Annotated in this window: 24 protein-coding genes; 14 read left to right on the top strand and 10 right to left on the bottom strand. The window is 58.6% G+C overall.

The features are described from left to right. Positions 1–66: 66 nt before the first annotated feature. Positions 67–1,227: a pyridoxal phosphate-dependent aminotransferase gene (locus tag ACIPR4_RS20960; protein WP_013570681.1), complete on the bottom strand. Its 1,161-nt coding sequence runs from the start codon at positions 1,225–1,227 to the stop codon at positions 67–69. Positions 1,228–1,357: 130 nt separating this feature from the next. Here ACIPR4_RS20960 and ACIPR4_RS20955 point away from each other — a divergent pair, with 130 nt between their 5' ends. The 6 genes from ACIPR4_RS20955 (at position 1,358) to ACIPR4_RS20930 (ending at position 6,587) form a co-directional block, all read left to right on the top strand. Further along, positions 1,358–2,437 (top strand): NHL repeat-containing protein, encoded by a 1,080-nt coding sequence (locus tag ACIPR4_RS20955; RefSeq protein ID WP_013570680.1) that lies wholly within the window; start codon positions 1,358–1,360, stop codon positions 2,435–2,437. Between the two features lie 327 nt (positions 2,438–2,764). After that, positions 2,765–4,795 carry a threonine--tRNA ligase gene (gene thrS / locus ACIPR4_RS20950; protein ID WP_013570679.1) on the top strand — a complete coding sequence of 677 codons (2,031 nt, stop codon included), beginning with the start codon at positions 2,765–2,767 and terminating at the stop codon, positions 4,793–4,795. A 2-nt stretch (positions 4,796–4,797) separates the two neighbouring features. Further along, the gene (locus ACIPR4_RS20945; protein ID WP_013570678.1) at positions 4,798–5,484 is read left to right on the top strand and encodes a phytanoyl-CoA dioxygenase family protein; all 687 of its coding nucleotides are present in this window, start codon (positions 4,798–4,800) and stop codon (positions 5,482–5,484) included. A 21-nt stretch (positions 5,485–5,505) separates the two neighbouring features. Further along, positions 5,506–5,880 (top strand): hypothetical protein, encoded by a 375-nt coding sequence (locus tag ACIPR4_RS20940; RefSeq protein ID WP_013570677.1) that lies wholly within the window; start codon positions 5,506–5,508, stop codon positions 5,878–5,880. Between the two features lie 15 nt (positions 5,881–5,895). Next, the gene (locus ACIPR4_RS20935; RefSeq protein WP_049781169.1) at positions 5,896–6,156 is read left to right on the top strand and encodes a hypothetical protein; all 261 of its coding nucleotides are present in this window, start codon (positions 5,896–5,898) and stop codon (positions 6,154–6,156) included. Continuing rightward, on the top strand, positions 6,156–6,587 hold the full coding sequence (locus ACIPR4_RS20930) for a type II toxin-antitoxin system VapC family toxin (protein WP_013570675.1): 432 nt from the start codon (positions 6,156–6,158) through the stop codon (positions 6,585–6,587). The genes ACIPR4_RS20935 and ACIPR4_RS20930 overlap by 1 nt, the downstream gene beginning before the upstream one ends. A gap of 66 nt (positions 6,588–6,653) precedes the next feature. On the opposite strand, the gene ACIPR4_RS20925 is transcribed toward ACIPR4_RS20930, so the two are convergent. Continuing rightward, on the bottom strand, positions 6,654–7,730 hold the full coding sequence (locus tag ACIPR4_RS20925; RefSeq protein ID WP_245536402.1) for a Gfo/Idh/MocA family protein: 1,077 nt from the start codon (positions 7,728–7,730) through the stop codon (positions 6,654–6,656). Between the two features lie 50 nt (positions 7,731–7,780). On the opposite strand from ACIPR4_RS20925, the gene ACIPR4_RS20920 reads away from it, so the two are divergent. Further along, positions 7,781–8,272: an SRPBCC family protein gene (locus ACIPR4_RS20920; protein WP_083811977.1), complete on the top strand. Its 492-nt coding sequence runs from the start codon at positions 7,781–7,783 to the stop codon at positions 8,270–8,272. Positions 8,273–8,310: 38 nt separating this feature from the next. Next, entirely contained in the window at positions 8,311–9,228 is a 918-nt protein-coding gene (locus ACIPR4_RS20915) for an NADP-dependent oxidoreductase (RefSeq protein WP_013570672.1), read from the top strand. Positions 9,229–10,048: 820 nt separating this feature from the next. On the opposite strand, the gene ACIPR4_RS20910 is transcribed toward ACIPR4_RS20915, so the two are convergent. Continuing rightward, the gene (locus ACIPR4_RS20910) at positions 10,049–10,786 is read right to left on the bottom strand and encodes a sensor histidine kinase (protein WP_144312508.1); all 738 of its coding nucleotides are present in this window, start codon (positions 10,784–10,786) and stop codon (positions 10,049–10,051) included. Positions 10,787–10,951: 165 nt separating this feature from the next. After that, on the bottom strand, positions 10,952–11,707 hold the full coding sequence (locus tag ACIPR4_RS20905) for a carbohydrate-binding family 9-like protein (RefSeq protein ID WP_013570670.1): 756 nt from the start codon (positions 11,705–11,707) through the stop codon (positions 10,952–10,954). A gap of 139 nt (positions 11,708–11,846) precedes the next feature. Between ACIPR4_RS20905 and ACIPR4_RS20900 the strand changes: the two genes are divergently transcribed. After that, entirely contained in the window at positions 11,847–13,016 is a 1,170-nt protein-coding gene (locus ACIPR4_RS20900) for a GGDEF domain-containing protein (protein WP_013570669.1), read from the top strand. A 19-nt stretch (positions 13,017–13,035) separates the two neighbouring features. Here ACIPR4_RS20900 and ACIPR4_RS20895 read toward each other — a convergent pair whose 3' ends face one another. Then, positions 13,036–13,620 (bottom strand): HD domain-containing protein, encoded by a 585-nt coding sequence (locus tag ACIPR4_RS20895; RefSeq protein WP_013570668.1) that lies wholly within the window; start codon positions 13,618–13,620, stop codon positions 13,036–13,038. Positions 13,621–13,760: 140 nt separating this feature from the next. Here ACIPR4_RS20895 and ACIPR4_RS20890 point away from each other — a divergent pair, with 140 nt between their 5' ends. Then, complete coding sequence (locus ACIPR4_RS20890; RefSeq protein WP_013570667.1) at positions 13,761–14,549, top strand: GNAT family N-acetyltransferase; 789 nt, start codon at positions 13,761–13,763, stop codon at positions 14,547–14,549. Between the two features lie 176 nt (positions 14,550–14,725). Here ACIPR4_RS20890 and ACIPR4_RS20885 read toward each other — a convergent pair whose 3' ends face one another. The 3 genes from ACIPR4_RS20885 to ACIPR4_RS20875 all read right to left on the bottom strand — a co-directional run bounded on the left by ACIPR4_RS20885 (position 14,726) and on the right by ACIPR4_RS20875 (position 17,865). Beyond that, positions 14,726–15,439 carry a DNA alkylation repair protein gene (locus ACIPR4_RS20885; protein ID WP_013570666.1) on the bottom strand — a complete coding sequence of 238 codons (714 nt, stop codon included), beginning with the start codon at positions 15,437–15,439 and terminating at the stop codon, positions 14,726–14,728. 95 nt (positions 15,440–15,534) lie between these two features. Further along, positions 15,535–16,797, bottom strand: coding sequence for a right-handed parallel beta-helix repeat-containing protein (locus ACIPR4_RS20880; protein WP_013570665.1), 1,263 nt, complete (start codon positions 16,795–16,797; stop codon positions 15,535–15,537). 480 nt (positions 16,798–17,277) lie between these two features. After that, positions 17,278–17,865, bottom strand: a complete 588-nt coding sequence (locus ACIPR4_RS20875; protein ID WP_013570664.1) for a hypothetical protein — start codon at positions 17,863–17,865, stop codon at positions 17,278–17,280. A 250-nt stretch (positions 17,866–18,115) separates the two neighbouring features. Between ACIPR4_RS20875 and ACIPR4_RS20870 the strand changes: the two genes are divergently transcribed. The 3 genes from ACIPR4_RS20870 to ACIPR4_RS22875 are packed head-to-tail and all read left to right on the top strand — an operon-like array spanning position 18,116 to position 19,245. Then, positions 18,116–18,688 carry an RNA polymerase sigma factor gene (locus ACIPR4_RS20870; RefSeq protein WP_013570663.1) on the top strand — a complete coding sequence of 191 codons (573 nt, stop codon included), beginning with the start codon at positions 18,116–18,118 and terminating at the stop codon, positions 18,686–18,688. A gap of 9 nt (positions 18,689–18,697) precedes the next feature. After that, positions 18,698–19,063: a hypothetical protein gene (locus tag ACIPR4_RS20865; protein WP_013570662.1), complete on the top strand. Its 366-nt coding sequence runs from the start codon at positions 18,698–18,700 to the stop codon at positions 19,061–19,063. A 23-nt stretch (positions 19,064–19,086) separates the two neighbouring features. Next, positions 19,087–19,245 carry a hypothetical protein gene (locus ACIPR4_RS22875; protein WP_013570661.1) on the top strand — a complete coding sequence of 53 codons (159 nt, stop codon included), beginning with the start codon at positions 19,087–19,089 and terminating at the stop codon, positions 19,243–19,245. A 50-nt stretch (positions 19,246–19,295) separates the two neighbouring features. On the opposite strand, the gene ACIPR4_RS20855 is transcribed toward ACIPR4_RS22875, so the two are convergent. Both ACIPR4_RS20855 and ACIPR4_RS20850 read right to left on the bottom strand, forming a co-directional pair. After that, complete coding sequence (locus ACIPR4_RS20855) at positions 19,296–20,837, bottom strand: two-component system sensor histidine kinase NtrB (RefSeq protein ID WP_013570660.1); 1,542 nt, start codon at positions 20,835–20,837, stop codon at positions 19,296–19,298. Positions 20,838–20,859: 22 nt separating this feature from the next. After that, complete coding sequence (locus ACIPR4_RS20850) at positions 20,860–22,350, bottom strand: ATPase domain-containing protein (protein WP_013570659.1); 1,491 nt, start codon at positions 22,348–22,350, stop codon at positions 20,860–20,862. Positions 22,351–22,734: 384 nt separating this feature from the next. On the opposite strand from ACIPR4_RS20850, the gene ACIPR4_RS20845 reads away from it, so the two are divergent. Then, positions 22,735–25,242 carry an excinuclease ABC subunit UvrA gene (locus ACIPR4_RS20845; RefSeq protein WP_013570658.1) on the top strand — a complete coding sequence of 836 codons (2,508 nt, stop codon included), beginning with the start codon at positions 22,735–22,737 and terminating at the stop codon, positions 25,240–25,242. Positions 25,243–25,292: the final 50 nt, after the last annotated feature.

The following is a 25,292-nucleotide window of genomic DNA, read 5'->3' as shown; positions in this document are numbered from 1 at the left end:
CGCTCGAAGAGCGACCCAGCGGAAAACCCGAAAAGCAGATCTACGCTACGAGATGACAAAGTAGAGTTACCCGCGAAGCGCACCCAACCGTTCACAGGCTTCCTTCAACTCCGCATCCTTCTTCGCAAAACAAAACCGCATCAACCCCTCGCCTCCACCGGGACGAAAGAACGCACTCCCCGCCACCCCGGCAACACCCGTTTCGCGCAGCAGCCATCGCGCTTTCTCTGAAGCCGTTTCCCCTGGCAGACGCGAGACGTCGGCGAGGATGTAGTACGCGCCCTCCGGCAGATGCGGCGTCAACCCTGCATCGAGCAGCGCCTCCACCAGCATCGTGCGCTTGGAAAGATGCTCCGTCGCCAGCCCTTTATAAAAACCGGCATCCAGCGTCTCCAACCCCGCAGCTACGCCATGCTGCAAAGGCGCAGGAGCACAGACGTACGTCATGTCATGGAAGTAGCTGATCGAAGGCGTCCATCGCGCATCCGCAACTACTGTTCCAATGCGCCACCCCGTCACGCTGTACGTCTTGGAGTAGCCACTCATCGTGATCGTGCGCTCGCGCATCCCCGGTAGCGTCCGCATCGGGATATGCGGCCGTTTGCCATAGGTAAAGTGCTCGTAGATCTCATCTGTAAAGACAAAGAGGTTGTGCTCCAGTGCGAGGGTCGCAACGGCCTCCAGCTCCGCAAGGGAAAAGATCTTCCCGGAAGGATTGCCCGGCGTATTGATCAGCACCGCCCGCGTTCTTTCTGTAACCGCTGCTCGCATCGCGTCAATATCCAAAGCCCAGTCGTCTCCTGTAAGAGAAACAACGACCGGCACCATGCGCAGGGCACGTAGCGTCCCCGGATGGTAGCCATAGAACGGCTCGAAGACGATCACCTCGTCGCCGGGGTTCAGCAGGGCCATCGCCGTTGCGTGAAAGGCGCCCGTCGCCCCACTCGTAATCAGCACCTCGCCTTCGGGATCCACGCCTAAGCCATGCCGCGCGGAGACCTCCGCCGCCACCGCCACACGCAGCCGCTCAATCCCCTCCATCCGCGTGTACTGGTTGAAGCCCGCATCCATCGCCGCCTTCGCTTCGCGCAGAACGACCTCCGGGGGGTCGGTGTCGCAGACGCCCTGAGCCAGGTTCACCCCACCCATCCGCTGGCACTCCGCCGTCATCGCACGGATCTCGCTTTGCAACGCACGCGGTGCCAGATCGCTTACCTTCAATCCCATTTTGGTCACCATGATCCTTTTGTATAAGTGCGTCGCTATCTGTGCCTGAATACTTACAGTTCCCTTTAATTTCTCTCAGACTGCCGCATCAAAAGCTAAAAAGCCGTGTCCGAAAAGATGCGAGGACACCATGAAGCGATCTTTAATCTGTGCGGGCACGATCCTGGTCGGCCTGACTCTCCTGTCTGGTTGCGGTAACAGCTCCAACAACGGTATCGGATCGACCACACCTGCCACACCCCCGACACCTCTGGTTGCGGGAGGCGCGGCGAATATCGTGGTCGTGCAGAACAATACGCTCAACGTAGCCACTGCCTCAGACTCCATCTTGAAGTTCAGCACCGCCACAAACGGGATTGTTGCGCCCGCCACCAGCATCACCGGACCCGCGGGCTTCTTCCTTAGCGGCGTCGCCACCGATAGCACAGGAAACGTCTACGTCACCGCCGTCAGCACCACCACTTCGGTTTCAGAGATCCTTGTCTACGACGCCAACGCGACAGGGGCCGCCACACCCATGCGCACCATCACCTCCACGTCGCTCATCTTTCCCATCGGCATTACCGTGGATAGCGCTGGAAGCATCTATGTCTCGGACGCTCCGTCCAACAGCCTCTCCAATCTCTCCAACCCGTCTTCCATCTTCGTCTTCGACCCCAAAGCCAACGGAGTTTCCATCCCGACGCGGACGATCACCGGAGCGGCCACGCTGCTCAATCAACCGCTCTCGCTCGCAGTGGATACGGCCGGCAACCTCTACGTCTCCGACCTGGTCCAACTCGGCATTTCGGTCTTCTCGCCCACCGCGACGGGCAACGTCGCGCCCGCGAGCACCATTAGCGGACCCGCCACGGGACTGGTATTCCCGGCGAACGGCGTCGCTCTCGACGCCAGCAACAACATCTATGTCTCCTCCGCCGATCCCACCGGAAACTTCGGCGTGGTCGCCGAATTCGCCGCGGGAGCCACCGGCAACGTCGCCCCCATCAAGACCGTTGGAGGCGCCACGCTTGGAGCAAATCAGGGGCTAGGCGGTGTGGAGGTCGATTCCGTCGGCAACATCTATACCGTTGGGGTCTTCGGCGCGTTCAACAGCTTCTTTGAACTCGCCGCCTTCGCCCCCACCGCCACCGGAGACGTCACTCCAGCCATCCTGGACACAGCTTCGGCCTTCAACATCAGCAACTTCGGCCTCCTCGCGATCCACTGAGATCCGCGTCCTTCAAACTTCAAAGAACCACAAAGTCGGGTGCCCCATACATCGCGCTCTTTGCGATGTGTGGGCATTCGCGTCAGGCGCGAACCGCTTTGAAAAGCAGATCTCTCTATTCCGTTACGGGATGACAAAAAAGTTGTCGGTCGGGTGAAGCATCTGTGCCCCATTCTTTCGCGCCCTTTGCGAAAGGTTGGGGTCGCGCGGAGCGCACAAACCTGATCCCTCAGGAAGCCCCTCCTTTTTGTCCTCCTGCACGTAGCAAACCCCAGCGTTTCCCCACCCCACTCGACTCCCCCGTCGCCCACACCATATCCTGTAAGGGTGAGCGAACAGATCAAGATCCACCTCCCCGACGGCAGTATCCGCGAAGTCCCCTCCGGCACCACGCCCCTCGACATCGCGACCAGCATCTCGCCTCGCCTCGCCGCAGTCGTCGTCGTCGCCCGCATCAAGGCACTGCATGCCGCCCCCCCTGCCAGCACCACGGACGAGACGACTAGCGAAGACGCCATGTACGCCGCCGACAACACGGCGGCAGAGAAGATCGTCGACCTGCGTCAGCCGCTCACCGAAGACGTCTCGCTCGAACTCCTCAAGGAGTCTGACCCCGACGCGCTCAAGGTCCTGCGCCACTCCGCCGCGCACGTCATGGCGACCGCCATCACAGAGCTCTACCCCGAAGTGAAGCTCGGCCACGGCCCCGCAACCGACAACGGTTTCTTCTACGACATCTATCGCGAGAAGCCCTTCACGCCCGACGATCTCGCCGCCATCGAGCAACGCATGGCCGACGTCGTCAAGCGTGACGAGCCCTTTCTTCGCTCCTACGAGCCGCGCGAGCAGGCGCTGGCCGACTATGCCGCGCACGGCGAGTTCATGAAGCAGCACTTCATCGAAAAGTTCACACATCCCGGCGAAGAGGTCTCGCTCTACAAAAACGGCGCCTTCACCGACTTCTGCCGTGGACCGCACGTCCCTTCCACTGGCCGCGTGAAGGCCTACAAGGTCACCACGATCGCAGGAGCTTACTGGCTCGGCGACGAGAAGAACCCGCAGCTCCAGCGCGTCTACGGAACCGCCTTCTACAACCAGAAGGACCTCGACGCGCATTTCAAGCATCTGGAAGAGATCAAGGCTCGCGATCACCGTGTCCTGGGCAAACAGCTCGACCTCTTCTCCATCCAGGAGCTCGCCGGTTCGGGCCTTATCTTCTGGCATCCCAACGGCGCGATCATCCGCAAGACCATGGAAGACTGGATGCGCGACGAGTGCCTGCGCCGTGGCTACGACCTCGTCGTGACGCCGCACGTCATGCGCCGCGAGCTCTGGCAGATCAGCGGCCACGAAGGCTTCTACGGTCAGAACATGTACGCTCCCATGGAGCTGGACGACGCGGAGTATCGCCTGAAGCCCATGAACTGCCCGGGCCACATCCTCATCTACAAGAACTCGCCGAAGAGCTACCGCGACCTTCCCGTACGCTACGCCGAACTCGGCAACGTCTACCGCTACGAGCGCTCCGGCACCATGCACGGCCTGCTTCGCGTCCGCGGCTTTACGCAGGACGATGCGCACATCTTCTGCACGCCCGCGCAGATCGAAGACGAGGTCGTCGCCTGCGTCGAGTTTGCTGAAGAAGTCCTGCACAAATTCGGCTTCAACGAGTTCAAGGTGGAGCTTTCCACCTGGGACCCGAACGACGCGAAGCACTACGTCGGCGACCCGAAGGACTGGGAGCTCGCCGTCAACGGCCTGAAGACCGCTCTGAATCGCAAGAACATTCCCTACAAGGAGATCCCCGGCGAAGCGGCCTTCTACGGTCCGAAGATCGACGTCAAACTCGTCGATGTCCTCGGCCGCCTCTGGCAGCTCTCCACGGTGCAGTTCGACTTCAACCTGCCCCGGCGCTTCGAACTGGAATACACGGGGGAAGACGGTGAGAAGCACCAGCCCGTCATGGTCCACCGCGCCCTCTTCGGCTCCGTGGAACGCTTCTTCGGCGTGCTGATCGAGCACTACGCGGGAGCCTTCCCGCTCTGGCTCGCACCCATCCAGATCGGCCTCGTCCCCATCAGCGAAAAGCACACCGCCTACGCTGAAACGGTAAAGAAAGAATTGGAAGCCATCGGCCTTCGCGTGACGCTCGACGCCCGCAACGAAAAGATGAACGCAAAGATCCGCGACCTCACACTGCAAAAGGTCCCCTTCGTCCTCATCATGGGCGACAAGGAAGCCGAAGCCAAAGCCGTCTCCGTCCGCACACGCGGCAAGGGCGACGAAGGCTCCACCCCGCTGGCGGACTTCCTCGCCCGCGCAAAGAACCTGTTGGAAACGAAGGCTGCGACGCTGTAACCATGTCACTCGCAACCGAGATCGACGAACAGGGCTTCGCTGTCGTGGAAGAGGTCTTACTTCCTATGACGGTCGAAGCCTTGCTTCGTGAAGTTGGGTCATGGCAGGACTCTTCTGCGGATCGTCGTGGAGGTCTGCGCAATCTCCTCGACTTTCCGTCAATGCGGGAACTTGCAAACAGCGATACCCTCATTGGCCTCGTTGAACCTGTACTCGGCCCAACTGCAACCGTAGTCCGGGGCATCCTCTTTGATAAGACCGAGAGCACGAACTGGAAGGTTCCGTGGCATCAGGACGTGACCATCGCGGTTAAGGAGCGCGTTGAAGCGGAAGGCTTCGGCCCATGGTCGATGAAGGAAGGTGTACTCCATGTACAGCCGCCGTCCTCTGTGATGGAGGGAATGCTCAGTGTGCGCGTGCACCTCGACGATTGCCCTATCGAGAACGGCGCATTACGCGTCATCCCGGTCTCGCACAAGGGCGGTAAGATCGCTGTGCGCGATGTTGAGTTGCTGGCAGCCGAGTCCGCGGAGCACATTTGTCCCGTGCCTGCGGGCGGAGCGCTGATTATGCGCCCGCTCCTCTTCCACGCATCCTCGGCGTCTTCCATTTCCGGCCACCGCCGCGTGCTTCACTTCGACTATGCAAACGTCACACTTCCCAGTGGAATGAACTGGCACGAAGCCTAGCTCGAACAAAGGAGACACCGCATGCCATCCCTCACCGAAGAGCAAAGGCTCCGCGTCCTCCCCATCCTCACGGCCCTGCGCGAGTCCATCGACCGCGAAGCCGCTGGCGATCCCGCCCTTCGTCACCAGATACGCCGCTACATCGCCAAGCGTCTGGAGTTCGACGAACGCGGCACACCCACCGCACGCCGCAAGCTCAAAGACCTGAAGTTCAAGCTGCAAAGAGGCCTCTGCAATATCTGTCTTGCGGAACTCCCTCCACGCGGCGCGGAACTTGACCGCTTCAAAGCCATCGACGGCTACACCGAAGCCAACACCCAGCTCCTCTGCCACAACTGCCACAGCACCACGCAGAAAGAACGCGATGCGGCACTGTTGCAAGAGCCGCCGACATAGTCATATCCTATGGTCATGAAGCCCGCTGCCAAAACGCGCACCATCGCCGCCGGGGAGTTCAAGGCCAAGTGCCTGAGCCTGATGAACGATCTTCCTTCCTCGGGTTCTATCGCGATTACGAAACGGGGTAAAGTCGTAGCGGAGTTGAATCCGCCCAGTAAAAAGAATGGCAAGTTTCGCTCCATCTTTGGACGGAGCCGAGCCATCGAGATCGAAGGCGATATCATCTCCCCTCTTCCCCAGGAACTCACGCTTCCTGAAGAGCTCTGGGACTAATGCCCGGCTTCCTGCTCGATACGCACATCTGGCTCTGGTTGCAATCTGGGAACGACCATTACATCAGCCCAGACTTTGTCGCGGATACGGACGAATGGCTGAAGGAGCGCAAGCTCTTTATCTCTGCGGCGTCCGTATGGGAAATCTCTCTTCTCATCGGGAAGAAGCGCATCAATCTTTTCACTTCGATCGAACATTGGATCGACCGCGCCACAGAAGACAACGGACTTCAACTTCTGCCACTCACAACAGAGATCCTGATTGAGTCGACCCGCCTACCGGATCTGAAGCATAAGGATCCAGCGGACAGGATGCTTCTGGCCACCGCGCGCCTCTATGACCTGACTCTGGTGACACGCGATGAGACGATGCTCAAATGGAGCCGCAAATACGGTCACGCCAGGCTGCGCAGTGATGAGACCTCTCGCTAGCCATATCCCCGTCCCAAAGAAAATACCCCACGCCCGCATGACGAGCGTGGGGCACCGCAACCGGACCTACTTCAACGGCGTAACCTGCACCGTCCTGCCTTCTTTCACGCTGCGCCGTGCCGCATCCAGGATCTGCATCACGACCATGTTCGTATCCAGACCCGAATAATCCCCGACCGGCTTCACGCGGCCACGCATCACGGCAACAAGATAGCCAAACGAAGTCGCCTGGTCCGGCGGCAGCGCGGGAGCTACGCTCGCCGTCTCGGTCTTCTCGCCCTTATAGCGCAAGCGCAGCGCCGTCGGATCGACCGCAATGGCGTAACCACCGTCGCCGTAGACCTCCATGTCTTTGCGTGAGAAGGACCAGTCCCAGCTTGGCATCAGGACTACGTTCGATCCCTTGTACTTCAGGATGATCACCGCATCGTCGTCGACCTTCGGATAGACCTCAGGCTTGTTCGTCTGAGCCACCGCCGTTACGCTGATCGGCGCCTGTCCATGCATCATCACCGTGGCCATGTCCGCGCCGTAACAACCGAAGTCGAACATCGCGCCCGCACCGTTGCCGATGGGATCGGTCAGCCACTTCGCGAACTCCGGGCCCACGTGGATCTCAATCGGCCCCTCATGCCCGTCATGCACCACGACTTTGCGAACATTCCCCAGCTTGCCGTCGGCCACTTCCTTCAGCACCTCGGCGTTGCTGGCGTACCAGGTCGTCTCGTAGTTCACCAGCAGCTGCGTGTGGTGCTTCACGGCAGCAGCCTTCATCGCCTCGGCATCTTCCAGTGTTGTCGCCAGCGGCTTCTCCACCATCGCGGAGACGCCATGCTCCGCGGCCTTCACTACCACCTCGCGATGCTTCTGTACGGCGTTATAGGCCAGCACGACCTCCGGCTTCGTCTTCGCAAACATCGCATCCATGTCGTCATAGAAGAGACCCGCATCTAGATGAAACCGCGCCGCATACTTCTCCCGCAGAGGCTTGTCCGCCTCCACAATCGCCACCAGCTTTACATCGTGATTTTTCTCAATATTGCTGAAGACCCCGCCCGCATGCCCATGCTCCAGGCCCACGACGGCGACACGCACCGGTTCCTGTGCCACAGCGGAAACGGCAACCGATAAGAACACTCCCATGAAAATTCGTAACATCCAGCACCTCACCTTTCGCGCCCGCACAGGATATCGTGCATCCCATCTTCATGGCTCCCGTGCACGAAACGATTCTTCAAGACAGCATCCTCATCCGGTCTCCGATCGACCGCGTCTTCGCGCTCTCCACCAATGTTGAGCTGGTGCATCAAACCCTCGGCTTCAAGCCATTCCCAGCGAGCGGACGTGTCTCCTTCGGCAGCCGGGTGCATTGGAAGGGCTGGCTCTTCGGCCTTCCGCAGAGCCACCATACCCTCATCACTGCGTTCGACCCGCCCCATTTCTTTCAGGACAGCCAGGAAGCCGGGCGCTTCGCCCACTTCCATCACGACCATCACTTCACGGAGACGCCCGAAGGCACCCTGCTCCGCGATGAAGTGCACTTCGCCCTGCCCTTCGGTGCGCTGGGCGCTCTCGTCGCAAAACATCTCCTCGAACCGCACGTGCAGCGTCTCCTCCGCGCGCGTTTTCAGCTGCTGAAGCATGTGGCCGAAGATCCCAACGAGGCGTGGCGAAAATACACCTGACCCTCCCCGCACTGCATCCAACGGATGGGAGAAAAACGATGAAGGCAGTTTTGCTCTACGAATTTGGTGGTCCCGAAAAGCTGAAGTACGTTACGGACGCGCATGACCCCGAGATCGCTCCGCATGAGATCCTCATCGCCTCCACAGCCGTCGGCGTCAATCCGATCGACTACAAGATGCGCAATGGAAGCGCGCAGGCGCGCTCGCCCATTTCCTTTCCCGCCATCCTTGGCCGCGATGTCTCCGGCATCGTCCGCGCCATAGGAAGCGAGGTCAGCGGAGTCGCCGTCGGCGACCGCGTCATGGCACTCACCCACCATACGTACGCTGAACTAGTCGTCGCACAGGCTGGTGAAGTCACCCACGTTCCCGAAGGCCTCGATCTGGTGCAGGCCGCCGCGCTTCCCCTGGTTGCCCTTACCGGAGATCAGCTCGTCCGTTTCGGAGCGAAGGTGCAATCCGGCCAGACCGTTCTGATTACCGGCGCGCTCGGCAGCGTGGGCCGCGCCGCCATTCACACGGCAAAGAAGCTCGGAGCGCACGTCATCGCAGGCGTTCGCAAGCACTCCCTCGAAGCTGCAAAGGAACTCGGCGCGGATACCGTTCTCGCACTCGATGATCCCGAGGCACTCGAAAAACTCGGCTTTGTCGATGCCGTAGCAGACACCGTCGGCGGACACACCGCGGACATCCTGATGACGCATGTGAAGCAGGGCGGAGTCTTCGGAACGGTCGTCACCCCGATACCCGACCATACCCTCAACCCCACGATCGAACTCAACCACATCATGTCGCAGCCCGACTCCACAAGGGTCCGGGAGTTCGCCGAAGACCTGCGCGACGGCAAGTTTATCCTCCCCATCGACCGCATGATTGCCCTCGCCGAAGCCACGGAGGCGCACATCGCCCTGGAAAAAGAACACGTCTCCGGCAAGGTCCTCCTCCTCGTCCTGTAATTCACCCGTGCCTCATTCTTTCGGCAGCTTTACCGGTGAAACCGGGGTCCCCGACGAACGGCTTTTTGTTCGTTGGGGTGGATAGGGTGGGGTCGCGCAGAGCGCACAAACCTGATCTGTCCGTCAAAGTCTCAAAACCCACAAAACCGGGTGTGGGTATTCGCGCAGACGTGTGAACCGCTTTTAAATCCCCGCCCCACTCAAAAACAGAACAAACACGCTTCCCGCACCCTCGCGAAAAGCGCGATGTACGAGGCGCCCAGCACAAACAGGATTTTCCAAGAAAAGTCGCGGCGTATGGTATCGCCCGCATGAATTGCCAAAAAGGAAATGTCGCTGAGATAAGTCGGCGCTAGGGCAATCGAACTTGTTCCATCTGCACTCCGACGCCAGGTTGGACGGGCGTCGGCTGCACCACCATAAATAAAAAACACCAGTAAAGACAAAACGCCAGTGCGAGCGCGATGAGAAAAGTAAGATATTTCCTCTGATAGCGTTGCTGTTTCGCCTGCGGCTCATTCCTTATAGATAGATATGTTTTATTCATAAACTCTGCCGTTCGACCTTCAGATTTCGCCCGTACGGTAGCGATGCTTCATTAACAAAATGAAAAGAGCTTTTATTTCGCGAGAAGCAACTTATCTTTAGATCGCTTCCACTGAAGACATAAGGCCTCGCGAACCTGACGCAAGACACAGGGCAGCTTTCTTCTGAAGAGGGGATTGATTTCTTTTTCTGTGATTTGGTTTATAAAAAAGTTTCTCTTGGGTAGAGAGGCTTAAGGCAGACCTCGATCTTCCCCAAATCCGTACAGGCTCTTTTAGGCAGCTTCGTGCAGAGGCAGCGAGATACGAAACGCCGTGCCCGATCGTCCCTTGCTCACGCTGCTGCGGGTACGGATCTTGCCTTTGTGCCGCTCGACAATTGCTTTGGAGAGCGCCAGCCCGAGGCCCGTGCCCTGTTCCTTCTTCGTCGTGAAAAACGGTTCGAAGACCTTGTCGATCAGCGGCGGCGGAATGCCATGCCCGTCATCGACGATCATCAAGTGGACCTCGTTCTTGCTCTTCCGGAGACGGATCGCTAAGGTTCCCTTTTCCGGAAGGGCATCCACGGCATTGGCAATCAGGTTCGAAAGTACCTGCAGCATCTCGCCCGGATGGATCTTCACCGTGGCCTGATCGACCAGACGCTTCACAAGGTTTACCTGCTTCGCCGACAGTCTTCGTCCATGGACCAGCAGCGCGGACTCCGCCACATCCACGAGATTCACTGCGCGCAACGCCTCCGCGGGTCCAAAAAAACCCAGCGTCTGCTTTGCGATCCGAATCACGTTGGCAAGCTCCGACTCGAGCTGCGTAAGATACTCGCGGACTTTGGCGGCATTGTCTGCCTCTGCCTTGGCCAGGTAAGCAAGGTTGGAGATGGTCTCCAGAGGATTATTAATCTCATGCATGATCGCGGCAGAGAACTGCCCTGCCACCGCAAGGCGTTCGCTCTTTCGCAGAGCCTCTTCCAGCTCCTGGAACCGTTGCCGCTCGTTCTGGTTCTCTGTCGACAAGGGACTCTTCCGCAGAAATTTCTGCACTGGGAAGAACGTCGTGGTGACGTCAAGTACCGGAGGGAAGCTCCTCCACGGGCCAGTTGTGGCTGCTTCGGACCACGACGTACGGGGCCGTTATGCCTTATTGCATTCATAGGATGATGTGCGAACCCCAAAAGATAGCTATCTCTTGTCTAAAAACTTCAGATAACCCCATTCTGTCGGTACATGCATGTTGATGACTCCCTGCGGAGACCAGACCCAATTGTCCTCGTGGGGTTTCCCGGCGGTCCACTCCACGCGGCTGAAGTTCACGCGCCACTCGGTGCCCGCGACAGGAGGCGTCACAGGAAGACGGCTCGCAAACGCGCTCCAGGGCATCGCGATCTCCACGGTCCATCCCTTGTCTCTGTCTCCCGGATGATTCAGGGTTCCGTGGACCACGACGGCGGTCTTTAGCCCCGGCATCTCCCAGCTATTGTCCGCCTTGCCCTGCTCGAGATACGGCTTATTCAGGAAAAGGTCCCACCCGGTATTCAAGGCGTTGATCTCGAACTCGAAGTATCCCTTCTCGGTCGCCAGCGGCTTCAGAAAAACCTCGAAGTCGTTGTCATGGAAGATCACCGAGTCATGCTCGGTCAGGGTGGCCTTCACCTCGGGCTCTTCCAATTCCGCCGCAATATAGAGGTACTGGTCGTCCCAGAGCATCTTCGCGCGCGTCTTGAACTTGGGCAGGGGCTTGGCCGAACCCTCAATATCCACGAAGTCGGTCGTCCACTCCGCCTTCTTCCACGCCTTCTCATCGAGCTTGCCATCGACGACCAACGGCTTTTCTGTCCGAAAACATTGGTAACTCTTCGGCGTATCTTTTATGACCTGCGCGTAAAGCGCGGGTACGGCCAGAAGCATCCAAAAAGCCAGGCGGAATCTACGAAACATTAAACTTTCTCCTTGCCCCACGGTCCCGAAAAGGGACCCGCAGTGCAGGCCTGTAAATCCTCTGCATAGGGCTACTATCAAACTACTCGAAAATCAAGGTATCTCTCGTTCCTGAAACGAGAAGGCGATCCTCTTCCCCATGGGCACCGGTTTTATTCTCATCGTCGGATGCATCATCCTCGCGGCAGGCAGCGTTTCGCTCATGGCCGTGCGCTTGAGCAACCGCCACCTTCTCGGCCTCGGCTGGCTGGGCGGCGCCTTCGCGACCGGCGGGGCGGGAGCCATGCTGCTGGGACTCTCCGGAAGACTTCCCGAGATCCTGACCTTTCTCGGAGCGGACGGTCTCGTTCTCCTCGCCTTCGTCCTTCTGCATGTCTCATTTACGGAGCTGCTCGATACGTCCTCGCTTCTTCCCCGCTTCGGCCTCGTTCTGCTGGCTATCGAAGTCGCCGCATACTTTCTCGACGTCCACCTGATGCCCAATGCGCAGTTTCGCGTCATCGTCATCAGCCTGCTGATCGCCGCGCAGCTCGCGCAGACGGCGTTCTTTCTTTTGCGTCAGCCGAAGAAGGGCATTCTCGCACCGGTCTGGTTCAACATCGGCGTGTTGGCTGGCTTCGGTGTTCTGAATCTCATCCGTGCAACGGCTGCCATCCTGCGTATGGTGAAAACGCTCTTCCAGATTCCGGTGGACACCAGCGCGGTTTACGTCCTCTTCATCCTTGCCGCGCTCGGCCTGGCTTTTGGTTTTTTCTGGCTCACCACGGCCCAGCTCGCCAACAAGCTGGAATATCTCGCCAGTACCGATCCCCTCACGCGCATCTACAACCGCCGCGCCTTCCTGGAGTGGTGCGATCGGGAGGTGATCAAGAGTCAGCGCACGGAGACGCCGTTCTCCCTCCTGATCCTCGATCTCGATCACTTCAAACGGATCAACGATCTCTTCGGTCACCACAGCGGCGATGCCGCGCTCATCGCCGTGGTGGAGACGATGCAGAACGCCGTCCGTGGCATCGACATCCTCGGCCGCTGGGGCGGGGAGGAGTTCGTCATCCTGCTTCCGGGAGCCAGCGCGGAAGCCGCTATGATCGTCGCCAACCGCGTTTGTAACGCCGTGAAAGCGATGCGCCTTCCCGCCTTTGAGCAAAAAGAGCCTTCGAAAGACCCGGAGCAGCATCTCACCGTGAGCCTCGGCCTCTCCACCTGGCGCGGCCCCGAGGACACGATCAAAGACATCGCGCGTCGCGCCGACTCTGCTCTTTATCAAGCAAAGGCCGCCGGACGAAACCGCGTTCTCGTCCAGGCATGATGTTTACTGCGGGCCGGAGTTACTCCGTGGCCCCAAACAGACCCAGCTCCCGCGCCTCACCTAACCGCACCCGTAGATACTCCCAGAGCGCTGGACAGCCTGCCTTTACCTGCCACTCCACGCGCTTCACGACCCGCTCGTAACTGATGCTGTTCTCCCGCCAGCTCTGCCCTTCGTTTGCGAGATTCAGCAGCACTGGCATCGCGCGGTCCACGCTATTGGCGAATCGAGACTCCGGCGTATCGCCATGTTCGAACTCTTCCCAAAGCGCCAGAAACTCCGCACCGCGTTCCGCGGGCAGTAACCCGAAGATCCGCTTCGCGGCGGTCAGTTCATCCGCCTTGCGCTCCACCCATCCGCCCTCGACATAGGCCATCGTGTCGCCCGTATCGATCTCGCCGATGTCGTGCACCAGCAGCATCCGCACCACGTGCGCGATGTCCACGGGAGACTCCGCATACTCTTCCAGCGAAATCGCCAGCAGGGAAATCTGCCAGCTATGCTCGGCTGAGTTCTCATACCGCGACAAGCCCAACGGGCGCACCTTCCGTGTCACGCCCTTCAGCTTGTCCAACTCCAAAATGAAATCAAGAATGCGTTGCACGGCGAATTAGCCTCCGTCCGTCATGCTAACTCGCACGCGGCGTACCTCGAAATCTCATCCGTTTTGGAATATTCAGCGTCTTCCAGTGTCTTGGGAGAAAAGAGTCTCTCCGCAGCGCAGAGAGACTGTGAGGAGCAAGCGTGCGGCCGGAACTCGTTGAGTCATTGCATCAATTTGTAACCACCTGGAAACTGCTCGTAAGTCCCTTCCCCAAAAAAGACTTTACCGACAGGTCGGGTATAGCGGTTGCCTGGGCCAATATTCCCTTTGTTTTTTACAACACGCTCTTCCTCACCGAAGAGCTTTCGGATGCAGGTGTTCTGCGCGAGAGAATGCAGAAAATAACGGAGTACCTGCGGGCCCATGAGGCTCCGGGATGGGCTGTCGTCTGCCTGGACTATCTCACCGGCAGCGCGGCGGAAGAACTAGCCGCCATTGCACAGGAGGAAAAGCTCGCACCCTTGCCAATGACGGGCATGGTCGGAGATATTCTCCCTCTGCAACCCAGCACCCTCTCCAACCTTCGCTTTGTACGAATCGGCGATGACACGACCATCACAGACTTCGTAGACCTGAATAGCGTTGCGTACCATCTTCCAATTCAGGCTGGCCGCTCCATCGTAAAGGAGCACACCCTCTGGCAAAAGCATGCCTATGGGTTTGTCGCCTACGAGAAGGATGAACCCGTGGCAACCGCGACGGCCATCGTCAACGAAGACTGCCTTCTTCTCTTTCTGGTGGCAACAAAGCCCGAGGCTCGACGTAAAGGATATGCCGACGCGGTCATCCGGCATGCGCTGAATGCGGCCTACGAGGCGACGGGCATTCAGAGGACCGTGCTTCACGCGACCGAAGCCGGATATCCGGTATACCAGCGCCTGGGCTACCGCCCGAGCGGAAGATTCATGGGATATCTCCCGCAAGCCTGAGGAAGCCCCAAAAAACGGGTGTCCCATTCTTTCGCAGCTTTATTGCGAAACCGGGGTTCCCGGCGAACGTCTTTTTGTTCGCTGGGGTGGGAAAGGGTGGGGTCGCGCGGAGCGCACAAACCAGATCTGTCCGGAAGTCAAAGAAGACTCACATCGCCCCCCGTCCAGCCTGACGCTTACTGCGGTCCACCCAGCCACAGCTTCCGGTCCACGACATCCAGCCGCTCAATCGCATACCGCAACGTCGTCCGCGGCACACGGTCGTAGTGCGTGCGCAGAAAGGAGAGCAAAGCCTCCGGAGATCTCTTACCCGCCTCGCGCAACAGCCACCCCACCGCTTTGTGAATCAAATCGTGCTTGTCTCCCAGCAACCGTTCCGCCACGCGAAACGTCGTCTCCACCCGTCCTGCCCGCAGCTCCGCAAACGTACATACGATGGCCACGCGCCTGTGCCAGAGGTTCGGAGAAGCAAGGAGCTTCTGCAATAACTTCTCCGACACATGCTCGCCCACAAGCGCCGCCGCCGAAGTATCCACCAGGTCCCAGTTGTTCACCGCGTCGAGATGCGTCAGATAAAAGCGGTGCAACAAAAGCTGCTCCACCTCATCGCCGCGTGTATGCCGATCTACCAGAATCAGCAGGGCGATCAATCGGTGCTCATGAAACGGCGAAGCCAGAAGCTTGGCGATCTCTTCGAGAGGCAAAGCTCGAAACGCCCGCGCCACCACCCGCTGCGCCGGAACCGTCAGCCCCAGCATGCGATCGCCCTCGGCATACTCACCCGGCCCGGTACGGAAAAAGCGCTGCAAAAAGACGGCTCTCTCCGGATCGCGCAGCGCGTGTACCTCGCGCCTCACCGCTGCTGCGTTCAGCTTGTTTCCTTGTGCCATGGAGAAATGTTACCGCTCAGGGAGGAACGACATCCCTGAGCGTGGCCTTCCTCTTTCGAACAGAATCGAGCGGAGAACTTCTGTAACGGGACTGGTTAGAATTTCGGATCGAGCGGAGCGATGGAACTCAGCCACGGCGCGAAGAGGATGTTCGGGTCATCCACGGTGGAACAGCCGCTTCCCCTGGCGGCAGGGCCAGCCTCGCAGCCCCAAAAGTTCAAGGTCGCGTCGACAGGGCCGGTTCCAAGATTCTTCACACCAGCACCGTGTCCGACGAGATTGTTAAACTCTACCTGTACGAGGGAAGAATTATTGACGGCAACGTCGTTCGTCTCTTGTTGAATCGTATTTTCCGAGATGATGTTGCCTGTGGCCGGCACCACGGAGAATACGTTGATTCCCGTGGATCCAGGTGTTGCGGCGTCAGCCGTGTCCGCGCCGTTATCCGCAATGCCGTTGCCCACAAGCATGTTGTCGTTCAGCTTCTGATTGGGAGCGTGAGCATGCAGGGCGATGCCGGGATGGCCGCTTCTGGTGAGAACGTTCTCAATGATCACGTTGCCGTAGGACGCAGCTCCAGGGACGGAAGCAAAGATACCGATTCCGGCGCCGCCATCGACCTTTACTCCATTGCCTGAAGAAAAGTTCTTCCAGATCGTGTTGTGAAATACCCCGAGAGATTGTGCGGATCCGCTCACTGCGGCGGGCACGTGCGATGCGAGCACAATGCCGCATGCAAACGGATTGTCAGTCACGGTATTCAGGCTCACAAGATTGTCATGCGTCGGCCCTGTGTCGTCCGATAATAAAATGCCACCGGAGTTTCCATGGACTTGATTGTGCGTCACGATGGCATGGTCTGCCCCCAGGAGATGAATGCCTTCCCCGCAGTCGTTCTGCTCTCCCGGTTCGAACGCTTCAATGCCGGGGCACGTAGCGCCGGAGAGAGAATGATTGTTATTTGCGATGATGCTGTCGGAGATCGTGACCGCCGACGCATTCGCAACCAGAATGCCTTCGAAGTTGGCATTCAGCACCGTGAGGCCGGAGATGTGAACCTGCGCGAGACCAGGCGCGGCCATCCCATTGACAAAGATTCCACGGGAAAGTCCCGAAGCATCGATGACGGCATGCTGCCCAACCAGCGATACGGGCTTCGTGATGGTCACCGATTCGCGGTAGGTGCCGGCGCCAATATGGATCACATCGTTTACTCCGGCAGCGGCGACAGCCTCGGAGATGCTGTTGTAGCACCGGTCCGTTCCCTGCGTGTTAACGCATAGCGTAGCTCCTTCAGCCACCACGCTCGTCAGTGAGAGATACAGGAAGACAGAAAACATCAAGGGACGGAATTTCATGGAGGTTCTCCTGGTCAATCAGCGTGAGACGAACGGCACCGACGGGATCGGTTGACCATCCGCTTGATTTCTCTTGTGAAGAGAGGTCTTGGTGCTGACGTGGAGCGGGTTGCAGCGAACGTCGCACAGGCTGAGAGGCAGAGAAAGAAATCAAACTCTTGAGTGCAGAAGGTGCATGTCTAGTGCAATAGACCCCAGCGCAGGAAATTTATTCCGAAAAGATCAGAGACTTCCACACCAACGTAACCCCACACCCGTGCCCCATTCTTTCGCAGCTTCATCGCGAAAGGGTGGGGTCGCGCAGAGCGCATAAACCTGATCCCTCAGGAAACCCAAACCGGGTGCCCCATGTCCCGCTTCTGGGACATGGGATGCGCAAAGCGCATCGTTCGCTCGAAGAGCGATCCAGGCGGGCAAGCAGAAAATCAGATCTTTCCGCTACTGCGCGATCTGATCAAAGCGCTCTGACTTCGTGCATCATTAGAGGTGAAGAGAAGTACCAACCCCGAAACCATTGAGATAGGCACCAAGTTCCTGGTTTGCCTGAACTAAGAATTCCTGAGCCGAAGAACATCGGTACAAAGCAGTATTTGGATTGAAAAAATAAAAAGAATTCGCAGCTGCTTTGTAAACGCCGACGGCGTGTCCTGGGGCCCGGCCATTTACCACCGGTTCTCGAAGAACAAGAATGTACACCTTGTTGGAAGGCGCGTGAGTGGCGATTGAAACCAAAATTTGGTGGCCCTGAAGATGAACATAACGTTCAATTCCTAAAGAAAGCCCTGTAAATGTGAGGCCCCCTCTGATGGTGTAGAACGCGTCCTGCTGAGCTTGTTGCGCTCCGAGTTGCTGGATTTGTCGACCTTGCTGTGCTCTGGCGGCTACAGAGGCATTTAACGACTCACTATTGCTTGGATCGGTTAAATTAATGTCATCTCCTCGAAGAACTTTCTTCGCCCACACAAGAACAGCACCTACGCATTGTGCCCCAAGCTGAATCGTCCCGCCTCCGAAGTCAATGGTCCTGTTGAGTGGAGGATTTTCGACCATAAAGATTTCTTCAATCATTTGGGTGTCTCCTTTCTTCACCGATCGTGGGGCGTATCTGTTGGGCCTGCATAAAATTGAAACGACTCACTTTGAACGCATAGCCACGTCGTAGGGACAATCTCCCTGACGCTTTATTCCCGAAGGAAGCCACAGCGCGTTTCTTTTGAAGAAATCTTCTTATGAATTTTGCGCGAAGCACAATATCCCGCCCCGCCAAACGTTATTCCCCTAAGAGCTCTGCAGGATTCATAGTGAGTGAAGGAAGCAGATGCAGGTTGCCGACTTGACGATAGCGGACCAGAACCAATCGATCGCAGAAGCTCTGGAGCGAGAAGAACCGCGTCTGCGCCGATTCATCCGCAGCCGTGTGCTCGACAAAGGAGACGTGGAGGACGTTCTTCAGGATGTTTTCTATGAATTGATCGAGGCTTATCGACTGATGAAGCCAGCGGAGCAGATGACGGCATGGCTCTTCCGCGTCGCACGCAACCGCATCACAGACCTCTTTCGTAAACGCCGGACGGTCTCGCTCGACGAGACATTCGACGAGGACGACGAAAGCAGATCGCTGAGTGATCTGCTGCCTTCGCCCGATGCTGGGCCCGACGCAGTCTTCGCGCGCAACCTGCTCTTCGACGCTCTGGATGCGGCGCTGGATGAACTACCGGAGAACCAGCGCGAAGTCTTCCTCGCGCATGAGTTCGAAGGCCGCAGCTTCAAGGAACTGTCCGAAGAGACAGGCATAAGCATCAACACGCTTCTCTCCCGCAAACGCTACGCCGTGCTCTATCTGCGTGAACGTCTGCTGGAGATCAAGCAAGAGTACGGAACGGGTCAATAGGGAGAATCGATGAGACGGTACAGATTTTTTAAAGCAATCAAGATCGTGATCATAGCCCTGGTGGCGATCACGACCTTCGGATACGTGGTGGAGCGGCTTTGGAACTGGCTTGTCCCTGCCATCATCGGCTGGAAGCCGATCAGCTTCACGCAGGCGCTCGGCCTCCTAGTGCTCAGCAAGATCCTCTTCGGCGGCTTCCACAAACATGGAGGCGGCGGTCCTCGCGGATGGAAGCGCGACATGGGAGAACGCTGGGCCAACATGACCCCCGAAGAACGCGAACGCTTCCGCTCCGGCATGCGCGGCAGAGGCGGATGGTGGGGACACCACGATCGATGCAAAAGCGAGACCACATCGGAGCAAACAGCAAAATGAGCACGCACGAAAGGAGCGAGTCCATGGCATCGTCAGAAGCGCAGACCGAAATCAACCATCCAGTAAAGCCCTCGCCGCGTTGGGACATCAACTTCCTGTCCCAACTGTCGTTCAACGAGCTGCTGTATCACGTACTCTTCGGTAGTAAAGAAGCCGGCAACCTCGACCCACAAAGCGCTTAGCAGCCTGAGATATAGGGCCAAAGGCCCGACCCGTCGCGACGTGTACCGTTCTAACCCGCCTGAATCTCTTCCGCACTCTGAAACACATTGGGAAGGAACAAACTGAACACCGTTCCACTCCCTTCCGTAATCGCGGAACGCACCTGAAGAAGCCCGTGATGTTTCTCCACAATGCCCTGCGAGATCCACAATCCCAAACCTGTCCCGTTGATTCCCTTGGTGGTGTAGAACGGCTCGAAGATGCGCGCGCGCACCTCCTGTGTCATTCCATGGCCGGTGTCGGAGATAGTAATGCGCACACCGGAGACATTGCTCTTCCAGAGGCATGCATCGCGCGTCCGAATGACAAGACGTCCACCGGTCTTCATCGAGTCGATGGCGTTCCCGATGAGATTGTTCAGTACCTGCCGTATATCGCCCTCATAGCAGACGATCTGCTGTGCGCCACAGTGATGCACCTGCACGTCGATGTTTGAGTTCGACAGCCTTCCGTGATGCAGGCCGAGTGTCGGCTCAAGCAGCTCTTCGGCTGTAAGGGCCCTCGGGTTTGTCGCCTGACGGTGAAAGCGCAAAGTATGTGTGACAATCTGGCTGACCCGTTGCAGTTCGGCCTGTGCGGTCGTCATGTATTTCTGTGTCTCGGCATCCTGAACACTCTGTTCGACGATGTAAAGGATGTTCGTGACCGCTTCCAAGGGGTTGTTGATTTCGTGCGAAATAGAAGCGGCAAGCCGTCCGACCGCGGCAAGCTTCTCACTTTGGATCAGGGCCGCCTCGGCCTGCTTTTGACGCGACATATCGGTCAGAAATACAGCGATATCGTCAGAAGCCGCGGAAGAGCTCTCAGATGGAATAAGGGTCACGCCCACAAGAAAGGGGATCCGTCGTCCGTCTTTCGCCCGGAGTTCCTTGTGATATGAGTCCGCCGCGCCATGGCTTCGCATCTGTTCTTCGGCCTTGCGGTCCGCTTCTGCATATTCGGAGGTATTGATGTCGCTCCATCGCACTCTCCCCCCTGCTACCTCCTCGGCCGTATAGCCGAGCAGGCGCAGGATCGCCTGGTTGGCGTAGCTGATATTGCCCCCCCTTTTTCCAATCATCACACCGACGATGGAGTTATCCAGGACGACCTGCAGGGTTTCCCGCTGCTGATGTAGTTCGGCCAGGGCGGCGTCGCGCGCGATGAACGAATCACGAATCTCGTATTGACGCTGCCGTGCTCGTAGTGCCGCGCGCACACCGCTGAGAAGCGTGGCTGTCCGGATCGGTCGTTCGAACAGTACCGGTGTGCCAAGCGGAAGACGCTCGAGTTCAAGACGGTTCGTTCGCGATGTCTCGCGTCCACTGCCCGTAAGGATCAGGATGGGCGGGTCAGACCACGCGGGCTGGCTCCGCATCCACTCTCCGAGGATGCGGACTGTCTCTGTACTCAATGCTTCTTCTGCAATCAGGAGCGGACCAATCGGCGCTTCCCCTAACAGGCACAGAGGGTCAGGACAGGTTTCGGCGGAAACCCCGTTCTGATGCAGCAACTCGGTAATCAATTCAGCGTCGCGTCCAATCGGAGCAATGACGCGCACAACCATACTCATAACTTCGGGCCTCGGACGTTACCTATACATTGTCTACTGTGAGACTTGGGACGCCCGTAAGAATGCCCTGAAAGCTGCTTAGTTGCTCCCCAATCACCAGTCCCTCTTCGCTCATGGTGAACTCGCGTAACGTTCGCTCATGGGGACCGACGCGTTGCTTTACGATCGAAAGAACCTGGCGAATAGAACCTTCCGATTCAAAATAACGCAGCAGCATCACCGTATCGGCGAGATAGCTGACGTCCACTTCCGTGAGCATGCTTCCGACAAGGCCGTGCTGCGTATAGATGAGGAACGTCACCACACCTTTTTGATTGAGGAACGCCAGAAGCTCGTGGAGATGCAGGTTCAGATCGTTCTCTCCCGGCATCGCCATCAGAAAGCCGTTCAGACTGTCGATGACCACAACGCGTGTATCCTTCTCCTCCACGTCGCGGCGGATCTGCCAGGCAAACTCTCCCGGGGAAAGCTCCGCAGGATCGATCTGAGACATCGCCAGCGTTCCGCGTTCGATCTCCGCCTGTACATCCATGCCGAGAGATTTGGCGCGGTCCTGCGCGGTGCGCAGAATCTCATCGAAGGCATAGACGATCGCGCGGTCCCCTCGGCTGGCAGCGGCGTAAGCATAGGCCATCGCGAGCGTGGACTTTCCGCTTCCTGAAGGACCGATGAGAAGCGTCGAGGAGCCGCGATTGATGCCGCCTCCAAACATCTTATCCAGCGAAGGCAGGATGCTCTGGATTCTTTCCCCAGCGAAGGTGGTGGAGTGTTCGTTCGCGATCAGGCGTGGATAAATCTGAAGACCACCCTGCACGATGGTGTAGTCGTGATATCCCTCGCGATAGGCGCTTCCGCGCAGCTTGATAATCTCCACGCGCCGCCGCGTTACGCCATAGGTCCGCCCAATCTTCTCAAGACGAATCACGCCATGGGCGATGCTCTGCAGCTGCATGTCACTGCCCTCCGCCGTTCTATCGTCGAGCAAAAGAACGGTCGTGTCGCGACCGACGAAGAAATGCTTGAGCGCAAGAAGCTGTCTGCGATACCGCATCGTATCTGCAGCAAGCAGGCGAAGCTCGGAGAGTGAATCGATCACCAGGCGTTCCGGTTTTACATCGTCGATCAGTTGCGTCAGCTTCTGAATCGTTCCGGCCAGCTCCACTTCGCTCGGATGAAAGACCGTATATTGCTGCTCGGGACTAAGGCTCGCTTCGGCGGGAATAAACTCCGCAATCGGAAGCAGTTCGATGTTCCATCCATGCGAAAGAGCGGACCCCTCCAACTCGGCCTTCGATTCCGAGAGGGTCACATATAACGCTCGCTCGCCCTTCTTCACGCCCGCAATGATGAACTGCATCGCAAGCGTTGTCTTCCCAGTGCCCGGATCTCCTTCGAGGAGATACATCTGCCCACCCGGCAGACCGCCGTTCAGAATATCGTTCAATCCATGGACACCGGTATCGATCCGGTTCGGTTCACCAGTATTTGCCGTAACAGATGCCGTTTGAGCCAAGTTGGGTTCCTTTCCCCGAAAAAGTCGAGTCGATTCCCGTTGGGAAATCGTATATGCGATTTAGTTGGATGCTTTACGGAGGGGTTATGAATGGCTTCTCTCTTTCATAACGTAAATTCTGCCCGTCAAGTCGGCCACATGACACCCCCCAAAAAACATCTCCTAATACGCATGTAGCCGGGCATAGGGAGTCCCTTTCTCGGCATGTTTAGGGAACAATCAAGGCTCGTACTTTGTCATCCCGCAGCGAAGCGAAGGGATCTGCTGTTTCTTCAAACCCGGGAAACGCTCCTTCTGAACGAACGCAGTGTGCGCGAATAATCTGAGTTTCGTTGCAGGCGATCCCGCCCTCCACCCTCCGCATCCAAGCGTTCGAGGGATTTCGTGAAACTCACACCGAAAAACGACGGCACCGTCCGTGTGCGCGGCGCGCGCGAACACAACCTGCGCAATGTAGACGTTGACATCCCTCGCGACGCCCTCGTCGTCTTCACCGGCGTATCCGGTTCGGGCAAATCGTCGCTCGCCTTCGGCACCCTCTACGCCGAAGCCCAGCGCCGCTATCTCGAATCCGTTTCGCCCTACGCGCGGCGTCTCTTTCATCAGCTTTCTGTGCCTGCGGTTGATTCCATCGACGGTCTGCCCCCGGCCGTCGCTCTGCAGCAGCAACGCGGCGCTCCCACTACGCGGTCCTCCGTCGGCTCCGTCACCACGCTGTCGAATCTTCTGCGCATGCTCTACTCGCGAGCGGGAGATTACCCACCCCATCAGCCGCTGCTCTACGCCGAGTCCTTCTCGCCCAATACCGCCGAAGGCGCCTGCACCAAGTGCCACGGCCTCGGCCGCGTCTACGAAGTCACCGAGCAGACCATGGTGCCCGACCCCTCGCTCACCATCCGCGAACGCGCCATTGCGGCATGGCCCACCGCGTGGGGAGGCCAGAACCAGCGCGACATCCTCGTCTCTCTCGGCTACAACGTCGACATCCCCTGGCGCGATCTGCCCAGGAAGAACCGCGACTGGATCCTCTTCACCGAAGAGCAGCCACAGGTGCCCGTCTACGCCGGATTCACGCCCGCCGAAACCCGACAGGCCCTCAAGCGCAAGATGGAGCCCAGCTATATGGGCACCTTCACCGGCGTCAAGCACCACGTGCTCACGACCTTCGCCAACACACAAAGTGCGCTGATGAAGAAGCGCGTCGCGCAGTTTATGCTCTCCACCGTGTGCGACGTCTGCCACGGCAAACGCCTCCGCCCCGAATCGCTCTCCGTAAAATTCGCGGGCCACGACATCGCAGAGATCGCCGCGCTCCCGCTCAAGCGCCTCAGCGCTGTGCTCGCGCCCTTCGCCGTAACCGGCGGCCATGCTCACGCCGCGAATCCCGAAAAGACCGAAGTCACAAAGCGCATCACCGCCGACCTCACCGCGCGCCTCGCCGTTCTGCTCAACCTCGGTCTCGGCTACCTCTCGCTCGAACGTAGCACGCCCACACTCTCTCCCGGCGAACTGCAGCGCCTGCGCCTCGCTACGCAACTGCACTCCAATCTCTTCGGCGTCGTCTACGTCCTTGACGAGCCCTCCGCTGGCCTGCATCCGGCAGACACAGAAGCTCTACTCGATGCTCTCGATGAGCTCAAGCAATCCGGCAACTCCATCTTCGTCGTTGAACATGAACTCGACGTCATCCGCCGCGCGGACTGGATCGTGGACGTGGGCCCCGGCGCAGGCGTCAACGGTGGCGAAGTCCTCTACTCCGGCCCGCCCGCAGGCCTCGCATCCATCACCGAATCACAGACGCGCCGCTACCTCTTTCCGATGGCCACGCCGTCCCACGCGCAACGTCGCACACCCAAGGCATGGCTGAAGCTCAGCGGCATCACGCGCAACAATCTCGAAGCGCTCGACGCGGAGTTTCCTCTCGGCATCTTCACCTCGGTCACAGGTGTCTCGGGCTCAGGGAAATCCACGCTCGTCAGCCAGGTGCTCGTCGAACTCGTAGCCAAACGCCTCGGACAAAAACTTAAAACAGAAGATGAAGAAGCCGACGGCCTCGAACAGGAAGCCATCGTGACCACCGGAGGAAAGATCGTCTCCGGCATGGAACACATTCGCCGCCTCGTCGTCGTGGACCAGAAGCCCATCGGCCGCACCCCACGCTCCAACATGGCCACGTACACCGGCCTCTTCGACCACGTGCGCAAACTCTTCGCCACAACCAAGCTCGCACGCTCGCGCAAGTACGACGCGGGCCGCTTCTCCTTCAACGTCGCCAAGGGCCGATGCGAAACCTGCACCGGCGAAGGCTTCGTCTGCGTGGAACTCCTCTTCCTCCCCAGCGTCTACAGCCCCTGCCCCACCTGCCACGGCGCACGCTTCAACGCCAAGACGCTCGAAGTCCTTTATTGCGAAAAGAGCATCGCCGACGTGCTCGCCCTCACCGTCGACGCAGCCGCAGACTTCTTCGCGGAAGACCCTCACGTCGCCCGAGCCCTGCAGGTCCTGCAGGAAGTTGGCCTCGGCTACCTGCGCCTCGGCCAACCCGCAACCGAGCTCTCCGGCGGCGAAGCCCAGCGCGTGAAACTCGCCACAGAACTCCAGCGCGCCGAACGCGGCAACACGCTCTACATCCTCGACGAGCCCACCACAGGCCTCCACCCCTCCGACGTCGAACGCCTCCAGCGCCAGCTACAAAACCTCGTCACCGCGGGCAACACCGTCCTTGTCGTAGAACATGACATGCAAATGATCGCAGCCAGCGACTGGGTCATCGACATCGGCCCCGGTGCAGGCGACGAAGGCGGACGCATCGTTGCAGCCGGTCCACCAAACGTCATCGCAAAAGCAAAGAATAGCAAGACAGCTCCATTCCTCGCGGCCACCCTCTTATAGACGAACTCTGCAACTGCGTCAGAAACGACGAAAGGGTCAATCTCGCGCCT

The organism is Terriglobus saanensis SP1PR4, assembly GCF_000179915.2.
Taxonomy (GTDB): Bacteria; Acidobacteriota; Terriglobia; order Terriglobales; family Acidobacteriaceae; genus Terriglobus; species Terriglobus saanensis.
The sequence above is the reverse complement of the archived record's forward strand: the minus strand, read 5'-3'. Positions and strand labels throughout refer to the sequence as shown.

Bases quoted from the DNA above. Each gene is read 5' to 3' on its own strand.
- ACIPR4_RS20870 (WP_013570663.1), top strand. From the start codon at position 18,116: ATGCAGGTTGCCGACTTGACGATAGCGGACCAGAACCAATCGATCGCA.
- ACIPR4_RS20945 (WP_013570678.1), top strand. From the start codon at position 4,798: ATGTCACTCGCAACCGAGATCGACGAACAGGGCTTCGCTGTCGTGGAA.
- ACIPR4_RS20925 (WP_245536402.1), bottom strand. From the start codon at position 7,730: ATGGGAGTGTTCTTATCGGTTGCCGTTTCCGCTGTGGCACAGGAACCG.
- ACIPR4_RS20915 (WP_013570672.1), top strand. From the start codon at position 8,311: ATGAAGGCAGTTTTGCTCTACGAATTTGGTGGTCCCGAAAAGCTGAAG.
- ACIPR4_RS20955 (WP_013570680.1), top strand. From the start codon at position 1,358: ATGAAGCGATCTTTAATCTGTGCGGGCACGATCCTGGTCGGCCTGACT.
- ACIPR4_RS20905 (WP_013570670.1), bottom strand. From the start codon at position 11,707: ATGTTTCGTAGATTCCGCCTGGCTTTTTGGATGCTTCTGGCCGTACCC.
- ACIPR4_RS20875 (WP_013570664.1), bottom strand. From the start codon at position 17,865: ATGATTGAAGAAATCTTTATGGTCGAAAATCCTCCACTCAACAGGACC.
- ACIPR4_RS20960 (WP_013570681.1), bottom strand. From the start codon at position 1,227: ATGGGATTGAAGGTAAGCGATCTGGCACCGCGTGCGTTGCAAAGCGAG.
- ACIPR4_RS20855 (WP_013570660.1), bottom strand. From the start codon at position 20,837: ATGAGTATGGTTGTGCGCGTCATTGCTCCGATTGGACGCGACGCTGAA.
- ACIPR4_RS20885 (WP_013570666.1), bottom strand. From the start codon at position 15,439: ATGGCACAAGGAAACAAGCTGAACGCAGCAGCGGTGAGGCGCGAGGTA.
- ACIPR4_RS20900 (WP_013570669.1), top strand. From the start codon at position 11,847: ATGGGCACCGGTTTTATTCTCATCGTCGGATGCATCATCCTCGCGGCA.
- ACIPR4_RS20865 (WP_013570662.1), top strand. From the start codon at position 18,698: ATGAGACGGTACAGATTTTTTAAAGCAATCAAGATCGTGATCATAGCC.
- ACIPR4_RS20930 (WP_013570675.1), top strand. From the start codon at position 6,156: ATGCCCGGCTTCCTGCTCGATACGCACATCTGGCTCTGGTTGCAATCT.
- ACIPR4_RS20940 (WP_013570677.1), top strand. From the start codon at position 5,506: ATGCCATCCCTCACCGAAGAGCAAAGGCTCCGCGTCCTCCCCATCCTC.
- ACIPR4_RS20935 (WP_049781169.1), top strand. From the start codon at position 5,896: ATGAAGCCCGCTGCCAAAACGCGCACCATCGCCGCCGGGGAGTTCAAG.
- ACIPR4_RS20880 (WP_013570665.1), bottom strand. From the start codon at position 16,797: ATGAAATTCCGTCCCTTGATGTTTTCTGTCTTCCTGTATCTCTCACTG.
- ACIPR4_RS22875 (WP_013570661.1), top strand. From the start codon at position 19,087: ATGGCATCGTCAGAAGCGCAGACCGAAATCAACCATCCAGTAAAGCCC.